Here is a 22,184-nt window from a genome sequence, read left to right as displayed (position 1 = left end):
CTGCTAGATGACGCGAATCGAGCCGGCGTAGCGTCCGAGGACCGCGTCGGCCGTCCACAGCGTCAACCCTTCGATCTGCGCCTGCGCCACGAGCAGCCGGTCGAACGGATCCTTGTGAATCGGAGGCAGGAGGTCCACGGCGGCCGCGTGGGCGCCGACCACCGGCACTTCGCTGTAGCCGTTGATCCGGAGCCGGTGGCGCAGGACGCGTGGGTCCACGCTGAAATCGGCGCGGCCCATGCCGCTCTTGATGGCGATCTCCCACAGCGAGGCCGCGCTGTAGAACATTTCCGTCTCGGGATTCTCGATCGCCGCGCGTGCAGCGGGTGGCAGTTTTTCCGGAAGGCCCGCTGCCCAGATCAGAACATGCGTGTCGAGCAGGATCGTCATCCGCCTCCCTCGAACATCGTCTCGATCTCCTCGGACCCCATCCGGTCGAAGTCCGGAGGGACGGAGATTTCGCCGGCCATGAACCCGACCCGCCGGGTCTCGGCCGGCTCCGGTGTCTCGATTGACACCACTCTGACCATCGGCTTGCCGGCTCGCGCGATCACGAACGGTTCCCCGTCTACGGCCGCCTGGACGAGACGGGAGAGGTGTGTCTTGGCTTCGTGCATGTTGACGGTACGCATCGATCCTCCTGGACTTAGTTCAATAAACTAAGTCCATATGCCACATGGGCGAAAGGGGAGTGACGCTCAGGCGCCCGTGTCGAGGAGGACTTTGCCGAAGGATTGGTTCGATTCGACGTAGCGGTGGGCCTCGGCGGCTTCGGCGAGGGGGAAGACGCGGTCGATGACGGGGCGCAAGTGGGAGGGGTCGGCCTCCGGGGCGGTGAAGCCGGGGAAGAAGCGGGTCGCGAACATCTCGGTGAGGTATGCCTTTTCCGCTTTCGAGCGCGCGCGGAGGACGGTTCCGACGACGGTCGCGCGCTTGCCCATGAGCGTGCGCAGGTTGGCCTCGACCTTCATGCCGCCCATGACGCCGACGATGACGAGGCGGCCGAGGGTGGCGAGGCTGGCCATGTTCGCCTCCCAGTACGGGGCGCCGACGGTGTCGAGGATGACGTCGGCGCCGGCCCGGTCGGTGTGGCGCGCCACTGCCTCGGCGAAGGAGCCGGCCCGGCGGTCGACGACGAGGTCGTGCGGCAGTCCGGCATCGCGGATGCGGTCGAGCTTGGCCGCCGACGCCGTGGCGATGATCGCGCCCGCCCCGCTCGCGCGCGCCAGTTGCAGGGCGGCGGTTCCCACGCCGCCGCCGGCCGTGTGCACGAGCACGGTCTCGCCGGGGCGCAGACGGCCGCGCTCGATGAGGGCGTCCGCCGCCGTGAGGAATACCTCCGGGATCGCTCCCGCCTCGGTCCAGTTCAGCGTCGGCGGGACGGGCAGGAGCTGCCCGGCCGGCACGGCCACGCACTCGGCGTATCCGCCGCCGCCCAGAATGCCCATCACGCGGTCGCCCTCGGACCAGCCGGCGACGCCGGCCCCCACCGCCTCGATCTCGCCGGCGAACTCGAGTCCCGGGATGTCCGGCGGGGCGTCCGCGGGCGCCGGATAGCGGCCCATCCGCTGCAGGAGATCGGCCCGGTTGATCCCCGCGCAGCGCACGCGCACCCGCACTTCGCCGGCGCCGGCCACCGGGTCGTCCCTCTCGACGAGTTCGAGGACCTCCGGGCCGCCGGGCTCCCGGATGGAGATCGCCCTCATGCCCCGTGCCTTCCCGCCGAGGGGGCCGCCCCGAACGCCCGCCGCGCGGCGTCCAGCCGCTCCGGCGTCCCGATGTCGTACCACGCCGCGTCCGTCGCATCGAACACCGCGACGTGCTCCCCATCTCCGATCCAGTCCATGTACGAATCCATGATCGAGAAGACGCCTCCTTCCGCGTAGCGTTCGAACACGCGCGGCGAGAACGCGTGGATGCCGCAGAACCCGTACTCGCGGGCTTCGTCCGCGTTCGACGGCTCGCGCGCGACGACTTCCCACCCCTCCGTCCGGTTCGCGCGCCCGTACAAGCCCCGGCCGTCCACCAGGAGAGGGCGCGACGTCTCCCGCTCCGCGATCGCGAGCGTGGCCAGCCGTCCATCCCGCGCCTCCCCCTCCAGGTGCGCGCGATACAGTCCGGCGAGGTCCACGTCGGTCACGACGTCGCAGTTGTGGAGCAGGAAGGGCTCCCGCGCCTCGAACAGCGACCGCGCGTGGAAGAGGCCGCCGCTCGTGTCGAGGGGAGCCGGCGACTCCTCGTCTTCCCGCGACACGAACACGGGGACGCCCAGCGACGACGCTTCGGCCCACGCCGCCACCTGGTCGGCCAGGTAGTGCGCGTTCACGATCAGGCGGTGCGCGCCGGCCGCCACGAGGTTCCCGGCCACGCGTTCCAGCAGCGGGACGCCGCCGAAGTCGACGAGCGCCTTGGGCGTCGCGTCGGTCAGCGGCCGCAGGCGGCGTCCCCGGCCCGCCGCGAAGATCATCGCCTCCACGCGTCCGCCCCCGCCGTCCGGCTCAGACCCGCGCGGGACGGCGCGGCCAGTCCGCCGATTCGCGGTGCGTGACGTCGATGCGGACGTCGGGGAAGCGCACGCTCAGGTGCTGGCGCAGCCGCTCCGCCATGTACACCGAGCGGTGCTGTCCCCCCGTACACCCGAAACTCACGCTCAGGCTGTGGAATCCGCGGTCGAGGTAGTTCGCGATGTGCGCGTCCACGATCCCCCGCACACGTTCCCAGAACTCCTGCGCTTCCGGCCGGGCCGCGATGAAGGCGACCGTCTCCTCGTCGAGACCCGTGAGGTTGCGGTACGCCTCCTCCCGGCCCGGGTTCGGGAGTCCGCGGCAGTCGAACACGTATCCTCCGCCGTGACCGGACGTGTCCGCCGGGTATCCGCCGGGATACCGGAAGCTCGAGACCGTCACTTCCAGCCCTCCCTCGACCGCCGACGGCTCCGCCTCGCGGCCCCAGCGCTCGACGATCGCACGCAGCGCCCCCTCGAGTTCTGGCACGTCCACCGGAAGGCCCGTCTCGAGCAACCCCCGCAGGTTCTCCGCCGCGTAGGGCACGCTCTGCAGGAAGCGCGGCTTGCGCTCGAAGAATCCCCTGTAACCGTAGGCCCCGAGCGCCTGCAGCAGCCGGACGAGGACATACCCGGGCCACAGTTCGAGGAACTCCTCGCGCCGCGCCACCCCGTGCGACTCGATGACGCCGATGTAGTGGTCGAGCAGCGCCTCCCGGTGCCGGCGGGCGAGATTCGCCTTAGAGTCGTAGAGAAGCGACGCCACGTCGTACTGCAGCGCCCCGCGCCGACCGCCCTGATAGTCGATGAACCACGGCTCCGGACCCTCCGTCCCCTGCCGCACCATCACGTTGCGGGACTGGAGGTCGCGGTACAGGAACCAGGACCGGTCGCCGGCCAGCAGGTGGCGCGCGAGCCGCGAGAAGTCCCGCTCCAGGTCCGCTTCGTTGAAGGGGATGTGCGCGAGCTTCAGGAAGTGGTACTTGAAGTAGTTGAGGTCCCAGAGAATGGACTGCCGGTCGAACGCCGCCCGGGGATAGGCCCGGCGGAAGTCGATCCGCTTCCCTCCCTCGACCTGGAAGCGCGGCAGGATTTTGAGCACCTGCCGGTAGAGGGGGAGGATGGCGTCCGGGAAGGCGTCCGATCCCGGCTCGCGCGCCTCCTTGATCGCATCGAAGAGGGTCGTGTCACCGAGGTCCTCGAGGAGCCACACGCCGGACTCCTCGTCCGCTCCGTACACCTCCGGCACGGGCAGTCCGAGGTCGCGTAGCGTACGGGAGTACGAGAGGAAGGCCCGGTTCTCCATCGGGTCCGGGCCGTGGGCGCCCACGGCCGACACCCCGTCCGGAGCGGTGAGACGCCAGTAGCTGCGGGTGGAGCCGTCCGCGGCGACGGGACGGATGTCCCGCGGCGGTTCGCCGTGCCACTCGACGAAGAGCGCCGACGCGAGGTCGACCAGGGCCTTGCCGGGAGTCATCAGCCGGCCGGAATCGCGGGTCCGGAGCCGGGCCGGGCCTGGAGCGCGCCGACGAGGTCTTCGAGGCGCGCGACCCGGTTCGCCGCCAGGTATTCCGAGAGTCCGTCGTGCACATCCACCGCCGCGCCCGGATCGACGAACGACGCCGTCCCGACCTGCACGAGACAGGCGCCGGCGAGGATGTACTGCAGCGCGTCCTCCGCGTTGCGGATCCCCCCGATCCCCATGATCGGAAGCCCGCAGGTCTGCCGCGCCCGCCACGTCGCGTAGACGCCCATGGGGAGGATCGCGGGCCCGCTCACGCCGCCCGACCGGTTCCCGATCAGCGGTTCGCGCCGCGCGATGTCGACGACCATGCCGGGGAAGGTGTTGATCGCGCTCAGGCCGTCGGCCCCCGCCTCCTCACAGATGCGGGCGAAGTCGCCCACGTCGGGGACGTTGGGCGTGAGCTTGATCACGAGCGGCCGCTCCGTGCAGCCGCGGAGCCGCGCCACGAGGTCGGCCAGCGCCCTTTCGTCCGTGCCGAACATCGTGCCGCCCTTCACGTTCGGACAGGAGACGTTGATCTCGTAGCCGAGGAAGCCGTCCTCTCCGTCGAGTCCGCTCACGACGGCGGCGAAGTCCTCCGCCGAGTGCCCGACGACGTTCACGAACACCTGCGCGCGGCGGAGGTGCTCGCGCAGCCAGGGGAGCTTCTCCGCGATGAAGCCGTGGAGGCCGGGGTTCTCGAGCCCGATCGCGTTGATCATCCCGCCGGGCGTCTCCGCAACGCGGTGCGGCGGGTTCCCGGGGCGGGGCTCGAGGCTCACCGCCTTCGTGACGAGCCCGCCGATCTCGTCCAGGGGGATGAGATCGGCGTATTCCTGCCCGTAGCCGCACGTGCCGGAGGCCAGGAGCACGGGACTCGGGAACTCCGCCCCGAACACGCGCTGGACGAGGCCCGGGGACGCCGCGGCCGAGGTCAGATCTCCCCCCAGTCGAGTTCCTCCGCGGGGAAGACGGAGCCCTCGATGCACGACTTCACCCAGCTCCCGTCCGCCGCGCGCACGACGCACCCCTGGCAGGTGCCGATCCCGCAGCCCATGTGCTCTTCCACCGAGACCTGGAGCCTGCGACCGTGTTCGCGCGCGAAGGCGGCGAGCGCGCGCAGGAGCGGCGTCGGACCGCAGCCGAGGAGGAGCGCGCTCGACACCGGGTCGAGACCCGCGGTCACGAGGCCCTTCCGGCCGGCGCTCCCGTCTTCCGTGAACAACTCCGGGTCGTGATCCGTGAGGCGGGCGATGAGAGCGGGGTCGAACACCGCTCCGGCGTCCCGCTCGCCATAGATGAGCCGCACCCGCCGTCCCGCCGCCGCTTCGCGCGCCGCGAGGAAGATGAACGGGGCGAGCCCGACGCCGCCCGCGACGCACTCGACGTCCGCGCCCTCCGTGTCGAAGGGCCGGCCCAGCGGACCCAGGAGGAGGGCGGTCTGCCCGACTTCCAGCTTCGCAAGCGCCCGGGTGCCCTGTCCGTAGGCGCGCAGCAGGATGCCGACCTCGCCGCCGGGGCCCGTCCAGCCGACGCTGAACGGACGCGGGAGGAGCCAGGCCCCCGGCGCGTCGAGCCCGACGCCGAGCATGACGAACTGCCCGGGGAGCGCGGCGGCCGCGATGTCCGGGCAGTCGAACTCCTGCCACCAGGTATCGCGGGCCACGAGGCGCGTGGAGAGCAGCGCCGCCCGCCGGCTCACGGGCGCCGCGCGCTCCACCGCCACATCGCGGCCGGCGCTCAGCACCCCGACTCCGGCGGGGGCGCGTATCGGCGCAGCACGTCCTCGCGGTACGCGATGATCGCGTCCGCGATCGCGCGCGCGATCGCTCGCTGTCCTTCCTCGCCGTTCAGGTAGCGCTCCTCTTCGTCGTTGGAGAGAAAACCGACTTCGACGATCACCGACGGCATGCGCACGAGCGCCCCCAGGAGGACCCACCACGGGCCCTGTATGACGCCGCGATCGGGGGATCCCCCGCGCCGGACCGTCCGGATCGAGTTCTGCACGAACCCGGCAAAGAGCCGAGACTCCGCAAGATTCTCGGTGCGGTCCAGTCCCGCGAGAATGAACTGAACGTCGGAGGGCGAACCCGCCGCGTCATCCACCTCGGGACCCCGGTTCTCCCGCAGCGCGACCTCGCGCGCCTCCTCCGAGCGGGCCTGCCCGAGGAAGATGGTCTCGAACCCACGCGCCCGCTCGTCCCCCGCAGCGTTGGCGTGGATCGAGACGAAGAGATCGCCGGCCCGGTCCACCGCGAACTGGGACCGTTCGTCGAGGTCCACGTAGACGTCGGCGTCCCGGGTCATATGAGGCTCGACCATCTCGCGCCCTTCCAGCTCCTCGTACAGTCGTCTCGCGATCGCGAGCACGATGTCCTTCTCGTAGCTCGCGCTGCCCAGCGTTCCCGGGTCGCGGCCTCCGTGGCCGGGGTCGATGATCACGCGCCACGGCGCCGCCGGGTCGACGCGGGCCGGCAACGGGTCGGTGGCCGGCGGGGAGGATGGGGACGCCGGAGATGAGTCGGGCGCCTGAGACCCCTCGGACACGGCGGCGACCGGCGGCGGCCCCTCCGACACCCACCGCGTGAGGAACTCGGCCGGAAGCCAGAAGGCGCCGCCTTCCTCATAGGGCGGGTTCGCGAGCTGCACCGCGCGCCCCCCGCGTCGAAAGAAGGGAGACTCGGCCTCGAACGCGACCTCGTCGCCGTGGAGGCGGGCCCGAAGGAAGACGCCGTTTCGCGTCACGTCCTCGAGGACGCCTTCCAGCGCGAGCGCGAGATCCGTCACATCCACGGCGGGGTAGGCCCGGTGCCGCGCGACGGCGAGACTCACGGTGCGGCCCGAAACCTCCGCCTGAACCGTCTCGGGGGGCGCCTGGGCGTCGATTCCGGTCAGCGTCCCCGAGAGCATGGCCTGCGCGACGACGACGGCGGCCGCCACGATCCGCCCGCCCGCGCCGACCCGGCCGCGTTCGCCGCCGGCTCCCCGGTCACCCGCCACGCGCCGCCTCCCTCTTCGCCCGCTCGGCCTCCCGCTGCATCGTCTTCCTCTTCAGATCCTCCCGCCGGTCCCGGTGCTTCTTCCCCCGCGCCAACCCCAGCGTGACCTTGGCGAAGCCGCGCCGAAAATGGATGTCCAGCGGCACGAGCGTCAGCCCGCTCTCCCGCGTCTTCGAGCGCAGACGATCGATCTCCCTTCTCCGGAGCAGGAGCTTTCGCCGACGCACCGGATCGGGGGCATCGATCGTCGCCTTGTCGTACGGAGGAATGTGGAGATTATGGAGCCACGCCTCCCCGCCGTCGATCCGCCCGAACGAGTCCGCGAAGCTCGCCTTCCCGTCCCGGAGCGACTTCACCTCCGCGCCCCGCAGCACGATCCCCGCCTCGAACTGCTCGAGCACCTCGTAGTCGTGGCGAGCCTTCCGGTTGCGGGCGATGACCCGGACCCCATCGCGATCGCCCACGGCTCACTCCCGGGACGCCCCGCCGTCCGCCTCCCCGGCGCTCTCGTCGGCCTCCGGCGCATCGCCCGCCTCGTCCCCGCCTCCCGATCCATCCGCGGACCCGTTCTCCGCCTGTTCCTCCGGCGCCTCGCCGTCCGCCAGCGCCGCGCGGTAGGCCTCCTTGGACTCGGCGACGCGCGCCTCGAGGTCGGAGCGGGCCTGCCGGGCCGCGTCCTTTCCCGCCTTGAGCGCCTCCCCCGCCTTCTTCTGGCGGTCGGCGACGTTCTTGCGGAAGGCCCCGACACGCGTTTCCACCTCGTCGCGCGTGCGGTCGTAGCGGTCCCCGAGCGTCTCCCGGAGGTCCGTGAGGCGCTCGCCCGTCCCCTCCCTGAGCCGGCGGGCCCCCTCCCGGAGGTCGGCCTGCGTCTCGCGGCCGGATTTCGGTGCCAGAAGCAGCGCGACGCCTGCACCCACGAGGGCGCCGCAGAGGAAGGCGACGACCCCGGATGCCCGGCGTTCCACGATCACGTACGGCTGTTGATCCTGCTCCGACATGTCACTCCCTCTCCTGCTGGCGCCCGACGCCCTCTACAACCCGCCTGTACGCGGCCGGATCCCACTCGGGCCGTTCATTGGCGTCGGCGATCCGCTGCCCGAGATGATAGATGAGACGCGTGATGCGCGCCGTCTTGTCGTACAGAATCCGGTCCGCCTCGTCGTTGGGACCGTGATAGTCTTCGTGCGTACCCGTGAAGAAGAAGAGAATGGGTACGCCCTTCCTCGCAAAACTGTAGTGGTCGGAGCGGAAATAGAAATTCTCCTCCGGCCACGGGTCGTCGATCATCTCGAGCCCGAGTTCCGGGTGCTCCCGCAGCGTCTGCCGAAGTGTCGTGCCGAGCGTGGATTCGTCGGCGCCGATCGCCACGACGGTGTCGCGCCAGTTCCGGCCGATCATGTCGATGTTCAGGTTGGCGACGGTCGCTCCGAGGGGGAACAGCGGGTTCTCGGCATACCACCCGGAGCCGAGAAGTCCACGCTCCTCCCCGCTGACGGTCATGAATACGAGGGAGCGGCGAGGCGGTGTTTCCAGCGACGCGAACGCCTGCGCGAGTTCAATGATCGCCGCGGTTCCGGAGGCATCGTCATCGGCGCCGTTGTAGATGGAGTCCCCGTCGACGGGCCGCCCCACGCCCACGTGATCCATGTGGGCCGTGAAGACAACGAACTCGCCGCGGAGGTCGGGGTCCGAACCCTCGATCCAGCCGATCGTGTTGAAGGCCCTCTCCTCGCGGAATTCGGAGTGCGTGCGCACCGTCACCTCCCAGGCGGTCGTGCCCGCGCCGGAAGCGAGGGCCGCGCGCAGCGTTTCGGGAAGCGCGGGCGTCCGGACGAGCGCGACCGGGGCGCCGAGTTCCTCCGGCATGCCGACGGACAGCCGCTCCCGCTCGTAGAAGCGCCGCATGCCGTCGAAGTAGTCGTCCGGCGCGTCGACCGCGAGCAGCACGGCGACCGCCCCGCCATCGAGGATGCCGCGGACGGATTCGAGGGCTCGCCGGGTGTCCTCGGGCGTGACCGGCATGACCGCGACGGCGCCGGGGGGCGGGTCGGCGCCGCCGGGCGTCAGGATCGCAAGCGGACCCACGGCCTCGCCGCGGCCGCCCGGAACGGACAGGATGTCGGACACGTCGATCGTCCCGCCGCCCGGTCCGTCGATCTCGAGCAACTGCCGGCCCGGGGCGCCGGCCCGGGAAGCCGTCAGCGGATACTCCTGCAGGTAGCTGTCGCCGTCCGCCGGCTGGAGGCCGAATTCCTCGAAACGACCGGCGATGTGCCGCGCCGCCTTGTCCAGCTCCGGGCTCGGCGTCGCTCTGCCGCGCATCGAGTCGTGCGCCAGCGCGCCGATCCGAAACCGCAGGTCGCCCGCGGTGATGGTCGCCGCCCCGGTCTCCGCCTGCGCGGAGATTCCGGCGGGGAAGGCCGTGAGCGCCAGCAGCGGGACCCATATCCTTTTCATTTGCTTCCTTCCCGGAGAGACGTTCGACCGAAGGCAAGTCCGCAACGTGTGGCGGGGCTCCGCCACGGGCTGCTAGTCTTTTCCGATGACCGAAGGCACCGCAACTCTCACCTCCGCTCTCGACGCTTCCCGGCAGCGCCTCGATCTCGCGAGTCCGCGCGAGATCGTGGGCCTTTCGCACCTCGAACTCGTGGCGCGCCACATCGTCGAAGGGTTTCTCATCGGGCTCCACGACTCGCCGAAGCGCGGCTTCTCCGCCGAATTCGCCGAGGATCGCCCGTACAACCACGGCGACGATCTCCGTTACCTGGACTGGAAGGCCTACGCGAGGACGGACCGCCTCTTCATCAAGCAATACGAGGAAGAGACGAACCTGCGGGCCTACCTGCTCGTCGACGTGAGCCGGTCGATGGGCTGGGTGTCGGACGCGGAGCGCTTTCCGACCAAGCTCGCCTACGCGCGGCTGCTCGCGGCTTCGCTTTCGCTGCTCCTCGTGCAGCAGGGAGACGCGACGGGACTCATCGCCTTCGATGAGGCGCTGCGGGTGCACATGGCGCCGCGCACCACGCGCCGCCACTGGCGCCGGCTACTGGGCGAACTCACGCGCCTCGCCGCCGATGGCCGGACGGATGCGGGTTCCGCGCTCAAGGAGATTGCCGGCCGGCTTCAGCGGCGGGGCCTCGTCGTGCTCATCTCGGACCTGCTGGTGGACCCGGATACGACGCGGATGTCCCTGCGCTATCTCCGGCACCGCGGCCATGAGGTGATCCTGTTCCACATCATGGACCCCGGCGAGCGTGAACTTCCCGCGGAGGGGGAGGCGATCTTCTTCGACCCCGAAACGGGCGAGGAACTCGGCGCCAACTCCGCGGCGCTCCGCAGGCAGTACCGGGAGGCGGTCGAGGCGGCGGTCGATGGCTGGCGCAAGGAGGCGCTGCGCTGGGGGGCCGACTACGCGCTCCTCACGACGGACACTCCCCTCGGGCTCGCGCTGCGGCAGTTCATGCGCAGGCGGGCCGGCGGGTGACGGGAGCCGGGGTGGCTTGAGCTTCCTCTACCTGTCGGCGCTGGCGCTCGGACTGAGCGTCGTCGTGCCGCTCATCCTCCACCTGCGGCGGCGCCAGACCGACCGCCGCGTGTCCTTCCCGGCGCTCCGCTATCTGAGCCGCGCGGAAGACGCGCGCTCGAGGTCGCTCGCGGCTTCCGACCTGCTGCTGCTCGCCGTGCGGATCGGCCTCCTGATCGCGCTCGCGCTCGCCGCGGCGGGTCCGCTCATCGGACGGGGCGGCGCCCACGACCACGAGCCGACGGACCTCGCGCTCATCGTGGACAACTCGGCGAGCGTCGGGCGCCTGGACGAAGACCGCCTCCTGTTCGAGTCGCTCGTGGAGCTCGCCCGGTCGGCGCTCGCCGCAGCCCGCCCGGAAGACCGCGTGTGGCTCTTCCCCACCGTGGGGGAACCGCTCGCGGCCGGCGTGTCCGCGGGGCGGGCCGCGCCGGCGCTCGGGCAAATCCGGCCGACGGACGGCGCGGCGGACCTGGCCGCCGTCGTGGCGCGGGCCGCCGCGGCGCTCCCCGCCGACGGCGAGCGGCGGCGCGAAGTCCAGTTGCTGTCGGACCTGCAGGCGTCGGCTCTGCGGACCGCCCCGGCGGCGGCCGGCGACGCCGCCCCCCTCGTGGCCTACGCGCCCCGGCCGCCGGCCGAGCCGAACGGCGCTCTCGTCGATGTCGAACTCACGGGCGGCACGACCGCGCCGTCCGGGACGGGGCACGGCGTCATCGTGCGGAGCGCGCGCAGCGGGCCGTCCGCCCCGGTGGATCCGCCGGACGCCGCCGCGGCGGAAGCGGACATCCGTCTCGAACTCGACGGACGGCTCGCCGGCGCCGCCCGGGCCCCATGGGGAGCGAGCGCCATCCTCGGCCTTCCGGAACTCGGGCCGGGGCTGCACGAAGGGCGGCTGGAGGTGGATCCCGCCGGCGCGCGGGCCGATGACCTGCGCTACTTCGCGATCCGGGTCGTGCCTCCGCCCACGGTCCGCTTCCACGGCGACGCAACCAGCTTCGTCGGACTCGGGATCGAGACGCTTCGCGACGGAGGGCGGCTGGGAACGGGAGGAAACGCGGCCGTCGCGGTCGTGGACGGGGATGCGAGCGTCGGTGCGCCGTGGGAGGGCGCGGAGACCGTCATCTTCGTTCCGCCCGCGGACCCGGTGGACCTCGCGGCGTTCAACCAGGGACTGGCCTCCGCCGGGATCGCCTGGCAGGCACGCGTCGATGCGGGATCGGGCGACCTCGGACTCGTGGAGCCGGAGGCCGCGTTCTCGCTCTCGGGGGTTCGGGTCCGGCAGCGCTACCTCCTCCGCGCGACGGGCGGCGGGTCGACCGCCGACACGGCGCTGCTGCGCACGGAAGACGGAGAACCGTGGCTCATCCGCACGGAGTCGGACGATCGGCTGGCGTTGATCTCCGCCTCGTCGCTCACCGCCGGCGCCAGCGATCTCCCCGCGCATCCCGCCATGGTCCCCTTCCTCGAAGCGCTCCTTGTGCACTGGTCTCACCTGGCGACCTGGCCCTTCGCCGATTTCGGGGCGGGGCGGCCGCTGACCCTCCCGGAGTGGGCGAGCGAGGTCGAGTCCCCCGACGGGACGGTGCGGGGCGTGGAGGGCGGAGCGCGGTTTACGCCGCTCAGGGCGGGAGTGTATGCGGTCCGGGGTACCGGGAGCGACGGGGCGGGCGTGGAGGCGCACTTCGCGGCGAACGTGCCGGCGGAGGAGGCGGATCCCACGCCGATGGCGCCGCGCGAACTGGAGGAACTGTTTGCCGGCCGGCCGGTATTCACGGCGGGCCCCGACGCGAGCGCCTGGGAAGACGGTATCTTCCGCGCGCGGCGGGGCCGGGACATGGCCCCCTGGTTGATCGCGCTCGCGCTCGCGCTGATCGGGATCGAGCTGTACCTGGCGACGCCGGGCCGGTCGCGCCGCCCGAGCGCGGACGGTGAAGGGAGCGAGGTGACATCGGGCGCGTCGAACTGATTCGAACGTCGTTCCTCCGAACCGTGCGAGCCGCCGGAATCCCGGAGGCGCTCTCGCGGCGTGGTACCCGTGCGTTCGTCCACCCGCTCCCGGGGGCGGGACCCGCCGCGCTTGCGCTCGCGCTCGACGACCTGGCCGTCGGCGCGCCCATCGTCCTCGTGGCAGACACCCCCGAGCGGGCCGACGCGCTATACGAGGACCTCCGCACGCTCGGGGCCGCCGGCGCCCGCTGCTATCCGCAACGAGAGGCCCTTCCGTACGAGGACGCGGACCCCCACATCGAGATCGAGGCCCAGCGCGTGGACGCCATGGGGGCGCTGCTCGGCGGGCGCTGCCGCATCCTCACGACGACGGCCCGGGCGCTCGCCGAACGCGCGCCGATCCCCGTCGGACCCGGCACGAGCCTCGCCCTCACGATCCGGCGCGGGGCCGCGCACCCTCTGGCCGAACTCGGCCGCCGCCTCGAGGAGATGGGATTCGGCCGCACCCACACGGTGCGTGAAGTCGGGGATTACGCGATCCGCGGCGGGATCGTGGACCTGTTCCCGTTCGGACATCCGGCGCCGCTTCGGATCGAACTCTGGGGCGACGAGGTGGAATCGGTGCGCCGCTTCGACGCGCTCACGCAGCGTTCGACCGAAACCCTGGAGAGCGTGGATGTGCTTCCGATCGCGCTGCGGGGCTCCGAAACGGCGGGCGACGTGGAGCGGCGCGCCCTCCTCGAGACGCTGCCTCCGACGGCCCTCGCTCTGATCCTCGAGCCGGAAGGGGGCGTCCGGGCCCGCGATCGCCTGTGGGATGAGGTCCGGGACGCGAGGAAACGCGTCGGCGCCGGCGCGGAGCCGGCCGAATCTCTCGTCCTCTCGCCCACCGAGGCGGAGCGAAGGCTCGCCGCGTTCCGCCGGCTCGAATTCACGGCCCCGGAGCGGGAGGCGCCGGCCGCAATCCGGCTTCCGGTCGAGCCTCCACCCTCCATCGACCGGGACATGAAGCGGCTCGTGGGCGAGATCGGCACGGCGCGCGCCCGCGGCGAACGATTCATCGTCTTCTGCGACAACGACGGCCAGGTCGAGCGGCTGGAGGAGATCCTCACCGAACGCGGGGGTGCGGCGCTGGCCCGAGAGGTCACCCTCGCCATCGGATCGCTCAGCGGCGGGTTCAGGGTCGGCGTCCCCGGCACCCTGCTCGTCCTCACGGATCACGAGGTGTTCCGGCGCCGGTATCGCCGCCACCGCGTCCGGCTGCGCGGCGCCGCGACCATCGAGTCCATCGCGGCCATCGAACCCGGGGACTACGTGGTTCACATGGAGCACGGGATCGGCCGCTACATGGGCCTGCAACGCGTCGACGTGCGCGGCGAGACGATCGAGACGATGGAGATCCGCTACGCCGACGGCGAAATCCTGAGGCTCCCGCACTATCGGCTGGATCTCATCGAACGATGGAGCGCCGCCGGCTCCGACGCCCAGCCGCCCGCGGTCCACAGGCTCGGCCGGCGGAAGTGGAAACAGCTCCGGAACCGGACCGTCAGGGCGATCGAGGCCACGGCGGTCGAACTCCTCCAGCTCTACGCGCGACGCAAGATGTCGCCCGGCCGCGCCTTCCCCGCCGAGACCGCCTGGCAGCGCGAGATGGAGTCCGCCTTCCTCTACGATGAGACGCCGGATCAACTCAGCGCCTGGGAGGCCGTACGGGGGGATCTCGAGGCGCCGGTCCCGATGGATCGCCTCGTGTGCGGGGACGTCGGCTTCGGGAAGACGGAGGTCGCGATCCGCGCGGCGTTCAAGGCGGTGCAGGACGGCGCGCAGGTTGCCGTGCTCGCCCCGACCACGATCCTGGCGGATCAGCATCTCGCCACCTTCCGCGAGCGCCTCGCGGGCTTCCCGGTGCACGTGGAAGGGTTGTCGCGCTTCCGCACTCCCCGTGAGCAGCGCGACGTCATCGCGGGGCTCCGAGCCGGGACCGTCGACATCGTCATCGGCACGCACCGGCTCCTCTCGCGCGACGTCGAATTCCGCGACCTCGGCCTCCTCATCGTCGACGAGGAGCAGCGTTTCGGCGTCCGCCAGAAGGAGCGGCTGAAGGAGTACCGCGAGACGGTGGACGTCCTCACGCTCACGGCGACGCCCATCCCCCGGACCCTTCACCTGGCGCTCGGCGGGCTGCGCGACCTCTCCACGATCCGCACGCCGCCCAGAAACCGCATGCCGATCATCACGCACGTGCTGTCCTGGGATGACGGGATCCTGGAGGAGGCTCTGCGGCGCGAGTTCGACCGCGGCGGCCAGGTGTTCTTCGTCCACGACCGCGTAGAGACGATCCACGCCGCCGCGAGCCGGGTCGAAAGACTGATGCCCGAAGCGCGGGCCGCCATCGCGCACGGCCAGATGCCGGAGCGCGAACTCGAGGACGTCATGCACCGCTTCGTCCGCGGCGAGATCGATCTCCTCATCTGCACGTCCATCATCGAGAACGGACTCGACGTCCCGTCCGCGAACACGATGATCGTCCACCGGGCCCACAACTTCGGCCTCGCCCAGCTTTACCAGCTTCGGGGGCGGGTCGGCCGCTCACACCGCCGGGCCTACTGCTATCTCGTCGTCCCCTCCGATGTCGCGCCGGACGCGGCGGAGCGGCTGCGCGTGCTGGAACACCACACGGAACTGGGCTCGGGATACGAGGTCGCGCTCAAGGACCTCGAGTTGCGGGGGGCGGGGAACCTCATGGGCGGAGAGCAGAGCGGCTTCGCGACCGCGGTGGGGATCGAGACGTGGCAGCGGCTCGTCGAGAGCACCCTCAGGCGCTTGAAGGGAGAATCCTCGGACCCCGCGCCGCGCGCCCGGGTCTCCGTGGACGGAGAATCGTTCCTCCCCGATGCCTACGTCGCCGGGTCGCCGGTGAAGATGCATCTCTATCGCCGTCTCTCGCGTCTCACGAAATGGGAAGAGGTGAAGGCGTTCCGCGCGGAACTCGAGGATCGCTTCGGCCGCCTTCCGCCCCCCGCGGCGCGTCTCCTCGCGGCGGCGGAACTCCGGATCCTCGGGGCGGCGGTCGGCGCGGACTGGATCCGGGCCTCCGACGACGACGCCCGAATCTCGTTCGAAGCGACGGCCTCGCCGCGGCTCCGGCTCCTCACGAACGCGCTCGCGGACCGTCAGTTGCACGTTGAAGTACGGCGGCTGGAACCGTTATCGTTGATCCTGCGACGGGCGGGAACCGAGCCCCTGCTGCCGCTGCTGGTGGAAGCCCTGGGGATCCTGGCGGCACCGGAGACCGCCGACGCGAAAGAGATGAAAGTTCCGGCGACCGCCGGAGGAGTCTAGCGTGATAGATATCAATCGTGGAATGAAGGCCCTCCGGGCCGGAGTCTGCCTGCTCGTGGCGGCGCTCGCCCTCATTGCGCCCCTCTCCGGGCTGCAGGAGAACGAACCCGCGGCGCCCGACACCGTGCGGGCGACGGAGTTTCCCCCCGGCGTGGAGACGCTGGACCGGATGGTGGCCGTGGTCGGCGACACGGCGATCCTGATCTCCGACATCCAGGTCACGCTCTACCAGCTACAGGCCCGCGGCGCGCGCGTTCCGCCCGAGGGGACCGAACGCTGGGACGCGTTCGCCCGCGAAGTGCTCGATGCGATGATCGACGACCTCATCTTCCTTCAACAGGCGAAGAACGCGGGCGTCACCGTGCCCGAGGACCGCGTGGCCGAGATGGCGGACAGCTACTTCGGGGAGACGAGGGGCCAATTCTCCTCCGACGAGGAGATGATGCTGGCGGTGGAGGAGACGGGCATGAACATGCTCCAGTTCCGCCAGATGCTCCGCGCCCAGGCTCATGCCGAAGGGATGCGCCAGGCCTACCGGATCGAACTCGAGCAGCGCACCGACCTGCCGCCGGTCATCGTCAGCGAGGAAGAGGTCGAGGCCGCCTTCGAGGAGTTCGCGCAGAACCAGCCTCCGCGCCCCGCGCTCGTCTCGTACAACCGGCTCGTGGTCACGCCGCTTCCGAGCGGCGCGGCCCGGGACAGCGTCCTGGCGCGCACGGTTCGCGTTCAGAACGATTTCGCGAACGAGGATGAGTTTTCGGTTCTCGCCCGCCGCCATTCCGATGATGAAGGCACCAGGGAGCAGGGCGGCGAGTTGGGCTGGATGAACCGCGAACTGCTCGTGAAACCCTTCGGCGACGCCGCCTGGGGGGCGCGCCCCGGCCAGACGGTGGGTCCGGTGCAGACGCAGTTCGGACTCCACTTCGTCAAGGTCGAGCGACAGCGGGGGGCGGAGCGTTTTCTGCGCCACATCCTCCTGCGCCCCGAGATCAAGGACGAAGACATCGACGCGGCCCGCACGCTCGCGGTTGAGATCGCGGACAGCCTGCGGGCGGGCGCGGACCCCGAGCGACTTGTGGCCCTGTTTCGCGGGCAGGTGGCCGATGAGGCGATCCGCTTCGACGACGTCCCGCTCGGGAGTCTGGTGAGCCAGTTCACGGGCGCGGGCGCCGAGTCCGGGCTCACCGCCCCGACGGCCGGCACCGTATACGGGCCGCTGCCGGTAGAGCGCGGCGGTCCCACGGAGTTCGGGCTCGTCCATGTCCTGACGTTTCGCCCCGAGGGGCCGATCGAGATCGGCGACGTGCGGGACCAGATCCGGCAGAGCCTCCGGACCCGCAAGCAGATCGACATCATCCTCGAAGAGGTGCGTTCCAACACGTACATCGATGTGAGATTCTGAGGAAGATGACCCGCATGCCGCGCCTCGGGATCACGCTGGGGGATCCGCGCGGGATCGGGCCGGAGGTGACCGCGGCGGCGCTCTCCTCGTTCTCGGGGGTGGACGGGATCGACGCGGTCCTCGTGGGGCCACGGTCGCTCGGCGAGGTGGAGGACGGCCTGGAAGGGGTGCCTCGGGAAGCGGTGGGAGACTGGGACCCCGCGGGCGGCGAGAGGCTCGCGGGCGTGCTGTCGGGGCGGGCCATCGAACGGGCCGTCGCGATGGCGCGGACGGGAGACATCGACGGGATCGTCACGGCTCCGATCAGCAAGGCCGCCCTGCGGGCCGCGGGGTACACACACCCCGGTCATACGGAGTTCCTCCAGGAATTGGCCGGGGCGCGCGAGGTCACGATGATGATGTCCGCCGAGCGCACGCCCCTCGGCGGATCCCTGCGCCTGGCGCTCCTCACCGCGCATCTCCCCCTGCGCGACGTACCCTCCGTGCTCGATGTGGACCTCTTCGCACGCCGGTCCGTGATCGCGATCGAAGCGCTGCGCGCCTGGTGGGGGATCGAGCGGCCACGCCTCGCCTTCGCGGGGCTCAATCCGCACGCCGGCGAAGGTGGACTCTTCGGTGACGAGGAGATCGAGGTGTTCGCGCCGGCGCTCGCGCGGCTCGCTTCGGACCCCGCCGTGGAGATTCTCGGAGTCTTCCCCGGGGACACCGTCTTCCTGAAGGCGCTTTCGGGGGAGGCGGACCTGGTCGTGACGCCTTACCACGATGTGGGTCTCGCCGTGCTGAAGACGATCGCGATGAACGAAGGCGTGAACGTCACGGCCGGGCTTCCCTTCCCGCGAACTTCTCCGGATCACGGCACGGCCATGGATATCGCGGGCCGCGGGATCGCGGATCCGGGAGCGATGCGCGCCGCCATCGACCTCTGCGCCCGGTTCTGCGCGGCGCGGGCCGTCGCGAGATGATCTCGCTGAGAAACGTCTCAAAGGCCTACCCGCGCTCCGGAGACGCGCTCCGGGGGGTGTCGTTCCGTCTCCGGAAGGGGGAGTTCGCCTTCCTCACGGGACCGTCGGGGGCGGGCAAGTCGACAGTGCTCGAACTGATCCACTTCCAGACCCGGCCGACCGAAGGCGAGGTTCAGGTCTCACGCTACAACTCGAGGCGGGTCCGCCGCCGGGACATTCCCGCCCTGCGGCGGCGCGTGGGGTTCGTGTTTCAGGACTTCAAGCTGCTGGAACGGCTGACCGCCGCGGAGAACGTGGCCTTCGCGCTCGAAGTCATCGGGACGCCGCGCCGCGAGATCGCGGGGCGCGTCCAGCGGCTGCTGAGTCAGGTGGGTCTCGCCGCCCGCGCCCGCTCGCGACCATCGGAGCTGTCGGGCGGAGAACGGCAGCGCGTGGCGGTGGCGCGCGCCCTCGCCACGGAACCGCGGATCCTCCTCGCCGATGAGCCCACGGGCAACCTCGATCCCGACGCCGCGGGGGGGGTGTTCGAGCTGTTCGGGATGCTGAACCGCCTCGGCACGGCCGTGCTCATGGCCACCCACGACGCGGACTTCGTGCGCCGACACCCGCGGATCCGTCGACTCGAGCTGGAGGACGGGCGACTCGCCCGCGACTCCGCCGCGTGAGAGCCATGCGCGAGGCGCTCGCGGGCTTCCGGCGCACACCTCTGCTGTGCGCCCTCTCGATCGGGGCGATCGGGCTCAGCCTCGTGATCCTCGGTCTGTTCGGGCTCGTCGCGCACAATATCGGCGGTGCGATCAGCGACGTGGAACGCCGCGTGGAGGTCGTCGGCTACCTGCTCGATGACGCCGGCTCGGAACAGGTGCGGGCCGCTCGGCGGGAGTTGGAGGCGCTCCCGGCCGTGGAATCGGTGCGCTACGTCTCGAAGGACGAGGCGCTGGAGCGGGCGCGGCGCGATCTGGTCGAGTTCTCGAACGTCTACGGCGAACTGGCGGTGAACCCGCTTCCGGCGTCGTTTCACCTCCGGCTCCGGGAGGGCTTCCGCACTCCGGAAACGGTGTCGGAGACCGCGAGCCGGCTCGCGGCGTATCCGTTCATCGAGGAGGCGCGGTTCGGGGATGAGTGGGTGGAGCGGCTCTTCGCCCTCCGGAACGCGGCGACGGGGACCGCGCTGGCCCTGGGCGGCGGATTCGCGCTGATCGCGGTGCTTCTCATCGTCACGACGGTGCGCATGGCCATCCTCGCGCGCGGCGAAGAGATCGAGATCATGCAGATCGTGGGCGCGCGGGAGGGCTATATCCAGCGGCCCTTCCTCCTCGAGGGCGCAATCACCGGGCTCGCGGGCGGACTGCTCGCGCTCGGCGTCACGCGACTCGCGTACGTCGTCTTCCCCGTGCGTTTCGCTGCCGTCGAATCGCTCGCGTGGCTCCCGCACCTCTGGACCGCGGCCGGCGTCGCCGCCGCCGCCGTGCTGGGCCTGCTCGCGGCCGCCTTCTCCGTGCACCGTGAAGTGGGACGGGCGTATGGCCCGTCCTAGCGCATCCGAGGGACGACCCGGGTCGACTCGCGTTGCGCGACGCCGCGCGTGGGCGACGCGGCTCGTCGGGGCCGTGAGCGTCGCCGTCGCGGCGAGCCCGACGTGGACCGCGCCCGCTCCCGCCGTCGCGCAGGAGTCGCCGGATGTGCGGCGCCGCCTCGAAGAGAGCGAGGGGCGACTCGAACTCATCCGCGAGGAACGACAGCGGCTGCGCCGGGAACTCGAGGGAATCGCGGGCCAGGTCAGCGGCGACTCGGCGGAACTCGTGAACATCGAACGACAGATCGCCGCCTCCGCGAGTCTTCTGGCCGAGTTCGACGTTCAACGGCTCGCGCTCTCGGAGCAGCTCACGGCCATGACGCGGGAGATGCTGCTCACGCGCGACGAACTCGCGGCGCGCCGTGTCGTGCTGCGGGCGCGGCTCCGCGACATCTACAAGCGCGGCCCGCTCCGCACCGTCGAGATGCTCCTCTCCTCGCGATCGTTCTCGGACCTGCTCAATCGCTACAGGTATCTCCGCGATATCGCCGTCTTCGACCGCATGCTCGTGGACGACGTGGAGAAGCTGGAGGACACGCTCGCGGATCTGCGCGGCGGATTGAGCCGGGAAAGCGACCGGATCGCACGCGTGCGGGCGGAGAATCTCCGGGAATACGGCGAGTTGGAGAGGTTGGAGCGGCAGCGGGAGGAGCGGTTGCGCCGATTCGCCGACCGCCGCGACGAGGCGCAGTCGACGCTGGCCCGGCTGGCGGCGGAAGAGGCCGAGCTGCGCGCACTCATGGCGGGGCTGGAAGAGCGACGCCGCTCGGCGGAACGCGAGGCGGGCGCGGCGTCGGTTTCATCGCTGACGACCGGGGATCTCGGGCGCCTCGCCTGGCCGGTCGAAGGGGAGGTCCTGTGGCGTTTCGGGCCCGAGCGGGAAGGACGCACGACGATCCCGCGGGAAGGGATCGGGATCGCGGCCCCGCGCGGCACGCCCGTGAACGCGGTGGATCGCGGCACCGTCGCCTCCGTGGCGGCGCGCGCCTCCGGACAGACGGTGATCCTCGATCACGGAGGAGGGTTCTACTCGTCCTACCAGAAGCTCCGCGACGTCACGGTCCGCGAGGGACAGGCGGTCGGCGAGGGAGAGGCGATCGGATACGTGGGCGGGGACGCCACCCGGCCGCACATCGAGTTCCAGATCTACGAGCCGGGGACGGTGGGGCCCCGCGCGGTGGATCCGGTCCGGTGGCTGAGGGGCCGCCCGTGACCGTCGAGCGTCCGTGGGGGCAGGAAGACCTTCTGCGACGCCTGGCCGGCGCGGTCGCGGGCCGGAGGCTGCCGCAGTCGCTTCTCGTCCACGGCCCGGAGGGTGTCGGCAAGCGCTCGCTGGCTCTGTGGATGGCGCGCGCGCTCGAGTGCGAGGCCGCGGATGTGCCCTGCGAGGAGTGCCGGAACTGCCGCATGGCGGCGCGGCTGGAGCACCCGGACATCCACCTCCACTTCCCCATGCCGCGCCCGAAGCGGGCCGCTTCGCGGGCCAAGCTGCGAGAGGCCATCGAAACGCAGCGGCACGAGCGTCTCGCTCTGCTGCGGGAGGACCTCCATGCGCGCCTGGACCCGGACGCGGTCACGGGACTCTACGTGGCCGCCGTGGAGAACATCCGGGACCAGGCGTCCCGGCGTCCGTCGATGGCGCGCAGGTCGGTGTTCGTGATCGAGGACGCGGAACGGATGGTGCCGCAGAGCGCGAGCCCCGAGGCGGCGAACGCCTTTCTCAAGCTCCTGGAGGAACCGCCGCCGTTCGCGTACCTCGTGCTCACGAGCAGCCGTCCGGATGCCCTTCTGCCGACGATCCGGTCCCGCACGGTGCCGCTCCGCATCGCGCCGCTGCCGACCGAACGCGTGGCGGCCTACGTCGCGAAGCACCTCGGCGTGCGCGATGACGACCGGGCGCGTGGGGTCGCACGGCGGGCCGGTGGCGCCGTCTACCGGGCGCGCATGCTCGTCGACGCCGAAGTCGACGAGTCCGGGGCCGCCGCGGACGGTCTGCTGGCCGCCGCCCTCGACGGCTCGCCACAGGCGCGCTATCGCGCCGCGTCCCGCTACTCCGCGCGTGGCGCGCGAGGGGAGCTGGAGCCGGCGCTCGAGGCGCTGCGCATCCGCCTTCGGGACATGCTCTGCGTCGCGGCCGGCGCCGCCGACGCGGCGCTGGACCCGGATCGCACGAAGAAGTCCGGCGCAGCGGGAAGCCAGGGCGCCCGGGGAGCGGGCGGCGTCCCGGCCGAAGGAGCGGTCCTCGAAGCCCTCGGTGCCGTCGATGCGGCCATGGAAGGCGTGGGCCGCAACCTGAATCCGCAGGCGACGACGGCGCTCCTGCTCGAGGAGATGAGCGCGGCCTTCGCCGGCCGCTCCACTGGCCGGATGGCGGGAACACCGCAGTTTGCAGGGGTACTGAGAAGTCTGTGACGGGAGGCAGCTTC

Annotated in this window: 20 protein-coding genes; 9 read left to right on the top strand and 11 right to left on the bottom strand. The window is 71.3% G+C overall.

Annotation, left to right across the window (positions count from 1 at the left end; translation table 11 throughout):
* Positions 1 to 3 precede the first annotated feature (3 nt).
* The 11 genes from RN901_RS04030 to RN901_RS03980 all read right to left on the bottom strand — a co-directional run bounded on the left by RN901_RS04030 (position 4) and on the right by RN901_RS03980 (position 9,463).
* Positions 4 to 390, bottom strand: a complete 387-nt coding sequence (locus RN901_RS04030) for a type II toxin-antitoxin system VapC family toxin (RefSeq protein WP_310756193.1) — start codon at positions 388 to 390, stop codon at positions 4 to 6.
* Positions 387 to 632, bottom strand: coding sequence for a type II toxin-antitoxin system Phd/YefM family antitoxin (locus RN901_RS04025; RefSeq protein WP_310756191.1), 246 nt, complete (start codon positions 630 to 632; stop codon positions 387 to 389). Before RN901_RS04025 ends, RN901_RS04030 begins: the two co-directional genes overlap by 4 nt.
* Before the next feature lie 66 nt (positions 633 to 698).
* Positions 699 to 1,706, bottom strand: a complete 1,008-nt coding sequence (locus tag RN901_RS04020) for an NAD(P)H-quinone oxidoreductase (protein WP_310756189.1) — start codon at positions 1,704 to 1,706, stop codon at positions 699 to 701.
* Positions 1,703 to 2,467, bottom strand: coding sequence for a sugar phosphate nucleotidyltransferase (locus RN901_RS04015; RefSeq protein ID WP_310756245.1), 765 nt, complete (start codon positions 2,465 to 2,467; stop codon positions 1,703 to 1,705). The genes RN901_RS04020 and RN901_RS04015 overlap by 4 nt, the downstream gene beginning before the upstream one ends.
* 31 nt (positions 2,468 to 2,498) lie before the next feature.
* Positions 2,499 to 3,980 (bottom strand): RNase adapter RapZ, encoded by a 1,482-nt coding sequence (locus RN901_RS04010; protein WP_310756187.1) that lies wholly within the window; start codon positions 3,978 to 3,980, stop codon positions 2,499 to 2,501.
* Positions 3,980 to 4,906, bottom strand: coding sequence for a dihydroorotate dehydrogenase (locus RN901_RS04005; protein WP_310756243.1), 927 nt, complete (start codon positions 4,904 to 4,906; stop codon positions 3,980 to 3,982). The genes RN901_RS04010 and RN901_RS04005 overlap by 1 nt, the downstream gene beginning before the upstream one ends.
* Positions 4,907 to 4,941: 35 nt before the next feature.
* Positions 4,942 to 5,754 carry a hypothetical protein gene (locus RN901_RS04000; protein ID WP_310756185.1) on the bottom strand — a complete coding sequence of 271 codons (813 nt, stop codon included), beginning with the start codon at positions 5,752 to 5,754 and terminating at the stop codon, positions 4,942 to 4,944.
* Positions 5,748 to 7,007, bottom strand: a complete 1,260-nt coding sequence (locus RN901_RS03995; RefSeq protein ID WP_310756183.1) for an N-acetylmuramoyl-L-alanine amidase — start codon at positions 7,005 to 7,007, stop codon at positions 5,748 to 5,750. The genes RN901_RS04000 and RN901_RS03995 overlap by 7 nt, the downstream gene beginning before the upstream one ends.
* The gene (smpB, locus tag RN901_RS03990; protein WP_310756181.1) at positions 6,997 to 7,470 is read right to left on the bottom strand and encodes an SsrA-binding protein SmpB; all 474 of its coding nucleotides are present in this window, start codon (positions 7,468 to 7,470) and stop codon (positions 6,997 to 6,999) included. The genes RN901_RS03995 and smpB overlap by 11 nt, the downstream gene beginning before the upstream one ends.
* Before the next feature lie 3 nt (positions 7,471 to 7,473).
* Positions 7,474 to 8,004: a YtxH domain-containing protein gene (locus RN901_RS03985; protein ID WP_310756179.1), complete on the bottom strand. Its 531-nt coding sequence runs from the start codon at positions 8,002 to 8,004 to the stop codon at positions 7,474 to 7,476.
* Position 8,005: 1 nt separating this feature from the next.
* A complete protein-coding gene (locus RN901_RS03980; protein WP_310756177.1) occupies positions 8,006 to 9,463 on the bottom strand; it encodes a M28 family peptidase in 1,458 nt (485 codons plus the stop codon).
* A gap of 85 nt (positions 9,464 to 9,548) precedes the next feature.
* On the opposite strand from RN901_RS03980, the gene RN901_RS03975 reads away from it, so the two are divergent.
* From RN901_RS03975 to RN901_RS03935, 9 genes are all read left to right on the top strand, one after another.
* Positions 9,549 to 10,490 carry a DUF58 domain-containing protein gene (locus RN901_RS03975; RefSeq protein WP_310756175.1) on the top strand — a complete coding sequence of 314 codons (942 nt, stop codon included), beginning with the start codon at positions 9,549 to 9,551 and terminating at the stop codon, positions 10,488 to 10,490.
* 16 nt (positions 10,491 to 10,506) lie between these two features.
* Positions 10,507 to 12,495 carry a BatA domain-containing protein gene (locus tag RN901_RS03970; RefSeq protein ID WP_310756173.1) on the top strand — a complete coding sequence of 663 codons (1,989 nt, stop codon included), beginning with the start codon at positions 10,507 to 10,509 and terminating at the stop codon, positions 12,493 to 12,495.
* 23 nt (positions 12,496 to 12,518) lie between these two features.
* Positions 12,519 to 15,818: a transcription-repair coupling factor gene (mfd, locus tag RN901_RS03965; RefSeq protein WP_310756171.1), complete on the top strand. Its 3,300-nt coding sequence runs from the start codon at positions 12,519 to 12,521 to the stop codon at positions 15,816 to 15,818.
* 22 nt (positions 15,819 to 15,840) lie between these two features.
* Positions 15,841 to 17,220 carry a peptidylprolyl isomerase gene (locus tag RN901_RS03960; RefSeq protein ID WP_310756169.1) on the top strand — a complete coding sequence of 460 codons (1,380 nt, stop codon included), beginning with the start codon at positions 15,841 to 15,843 and terminating at the stop codon, positions 17,218 to 17,220.
* A gap of 5 nt (positions 17,221 to 17,225) precedes the next feature.
* Positions 17,226 to 18,182 (top strand): 4-hydroxythreonine-4-phosphate dehydrogenase PdxA, encoded by a 957-nt coding sequence (locus RN901_RS03955; RefSeq protein WP_310756167.1) that lies wholly within the window; start codon positions 17,226 to 17,228, stop codon positions 18,180 to 18,182.
* Positions 18,179 to 18,847, top strand: coding sequence for a cell division ATP-binding protein FtsE (ftsE, locus tag RN901_RS03950; protein ID WP_310756165.1), 669 nt, complete (start codon positions 18,179 to 18,181; stop codon positions 18,845 to 18,847). Before RN901_RS03955 ends, ftsE begins: the two co-directional genes overlap by 4 nt.
* Positions 18,848 to 18,852: 5 nt before the next feature.
* On the top strand, positions 18,853 to 19,719 hold the full coding sequence (locus RN901_RS03945; RefSeq protein ID WP_310756241.1) for a permease-like cell division protein FtsX: 867 nt from the start codon (positions 18,853 to 18,855) through the stop codon (positions 19,717 to 19,719).
* A 73-nt stretch (positions 19,720 to 19,792) separates the two neighbouring features.
* Positions 19,793 to 20,971: a M23 family metallopeptidase gene (locus RN901_RS03940; RefSeq protein WP_310756163.1), complete on the top strand. Its 1,179-nt coding sequence runs from the start codon at positions 19,793 to 19,795 to the stop codon at positions 20,969 to 20,971.
* Entirely contained in the window at positions 20,950 to 22,170 is a 1,221-nt protein-coding gene (locus RN901_RS03935) for an AAA family ATPase (protein ID WP_310756161.1), read from the top strand. The genes RN901_RS03940 and RN901_RS03935 overlap by 22 nt, the downstream gene beginning before the upstream one ends.
* Positions 22,171 to 22,184: the final 14 nt, after the last annotated feature.

It is taken from the genome of Candidatus Palauibacter soopunensis (genome assembly GCF_947581735.1).
GTDB classification, from domain to species: domain Bacteria; phylum Gemmatimonadota; class Gemmatimonadetes; order Palauibacterales; family Palauibacteraceae; genus Palauibacter; species Palauibacter soopunensis.
Note: the sequence above shows the minus strand (reverse complement) of the source record. Positions and strands in the feature narration are given on the sequence as shown.

Bases quoted from the DNA above. Each gene is read 5' to 3' on its own strand.
- RN901_RS04030 (WP_310756193.1), bottom strand. From the start codon at position 390: ATGACGATCCTGCTCGACACGCATGTTCTGATCTGGGCAGCGGGCCTT.
- RN901_RS04025 (WP_310756191.1), bottom strand. From the start codon at position 632: ATGCGTACCGTCAACATGCACGAAGCCAAGACACACCTCTCCCGTCTC.
- RN901_RS04020 (WP_310756189.1), bottom strand. From the start codon at position 1,706: ATGAGGGCGATCTCCATCCGGGAGCCCGGCGGCCCGGAGGTCCTCGAA.
- RN901_RS04015 (WP_310756245.1), bottom strand. From the start codon at position 2,467: ATGATCTTCGCGGCGGGCCGGGGACGCCGCCTGCGGCCGCTGACCGAC.
- RN901_RS04010 (WP_310756187.1), bottom strand. From the start codon at position 3,980: ATGACTCCCGGCAAGGCCCTGGTCGACCTCGCGTCGGCGCTCTTCGTC.
- RN901_RS03985 (WP_310756179.1), bottom strand. From the start codon at position 8,004: ATGTCGGAGCAGGATCAACAGCCGTACGTGATCGTGGAACGCCGGGCA.
- RN901_RS03980 (WP_310756177.1), bottom strand. From the start codon at position 9,463: ATGAAAAGGATATGGGTCCCGCTGCTGGCGCTCACGGCCTTCCCCGCC.
- RN901_RS03975 (WP_310756175.1), top strand. From the start codon at position 9,549: ATGACCGAAGGCACCGCAACTCTCACCTCCGCTCTCGACGCTTCCCGG.
- RN901_RS03960 (WP_310756169.1), top strand. From the start codon at position 15,841: ATGAAGGCCCTCCGGGCCGGAGTCTGCCTGCTCGTGGCGGCGCTCGCC.
- RN901_RS03955 (WP_310756167.1), top strand. From the start codon at position 17,226: ATGACCCGCATGCCGCGCCTCGGGATCACGCTGGGGGATCCGCGCGGG.
- ftsE (WP_310756165.1), top strand. From the start codon at position 18,179: ATGATCTCGCTGAGAAACGTCTCAAAGGCCTACCCGCGCTCCGGAGAC.
- RN901_RS03945 (WP_310756241.1), top strand. From the start codon at position 18,853: ATGCGCGAGGCGCTCGCGGGCTTCCGGCGCACACCTCTGCTGTGCGCC.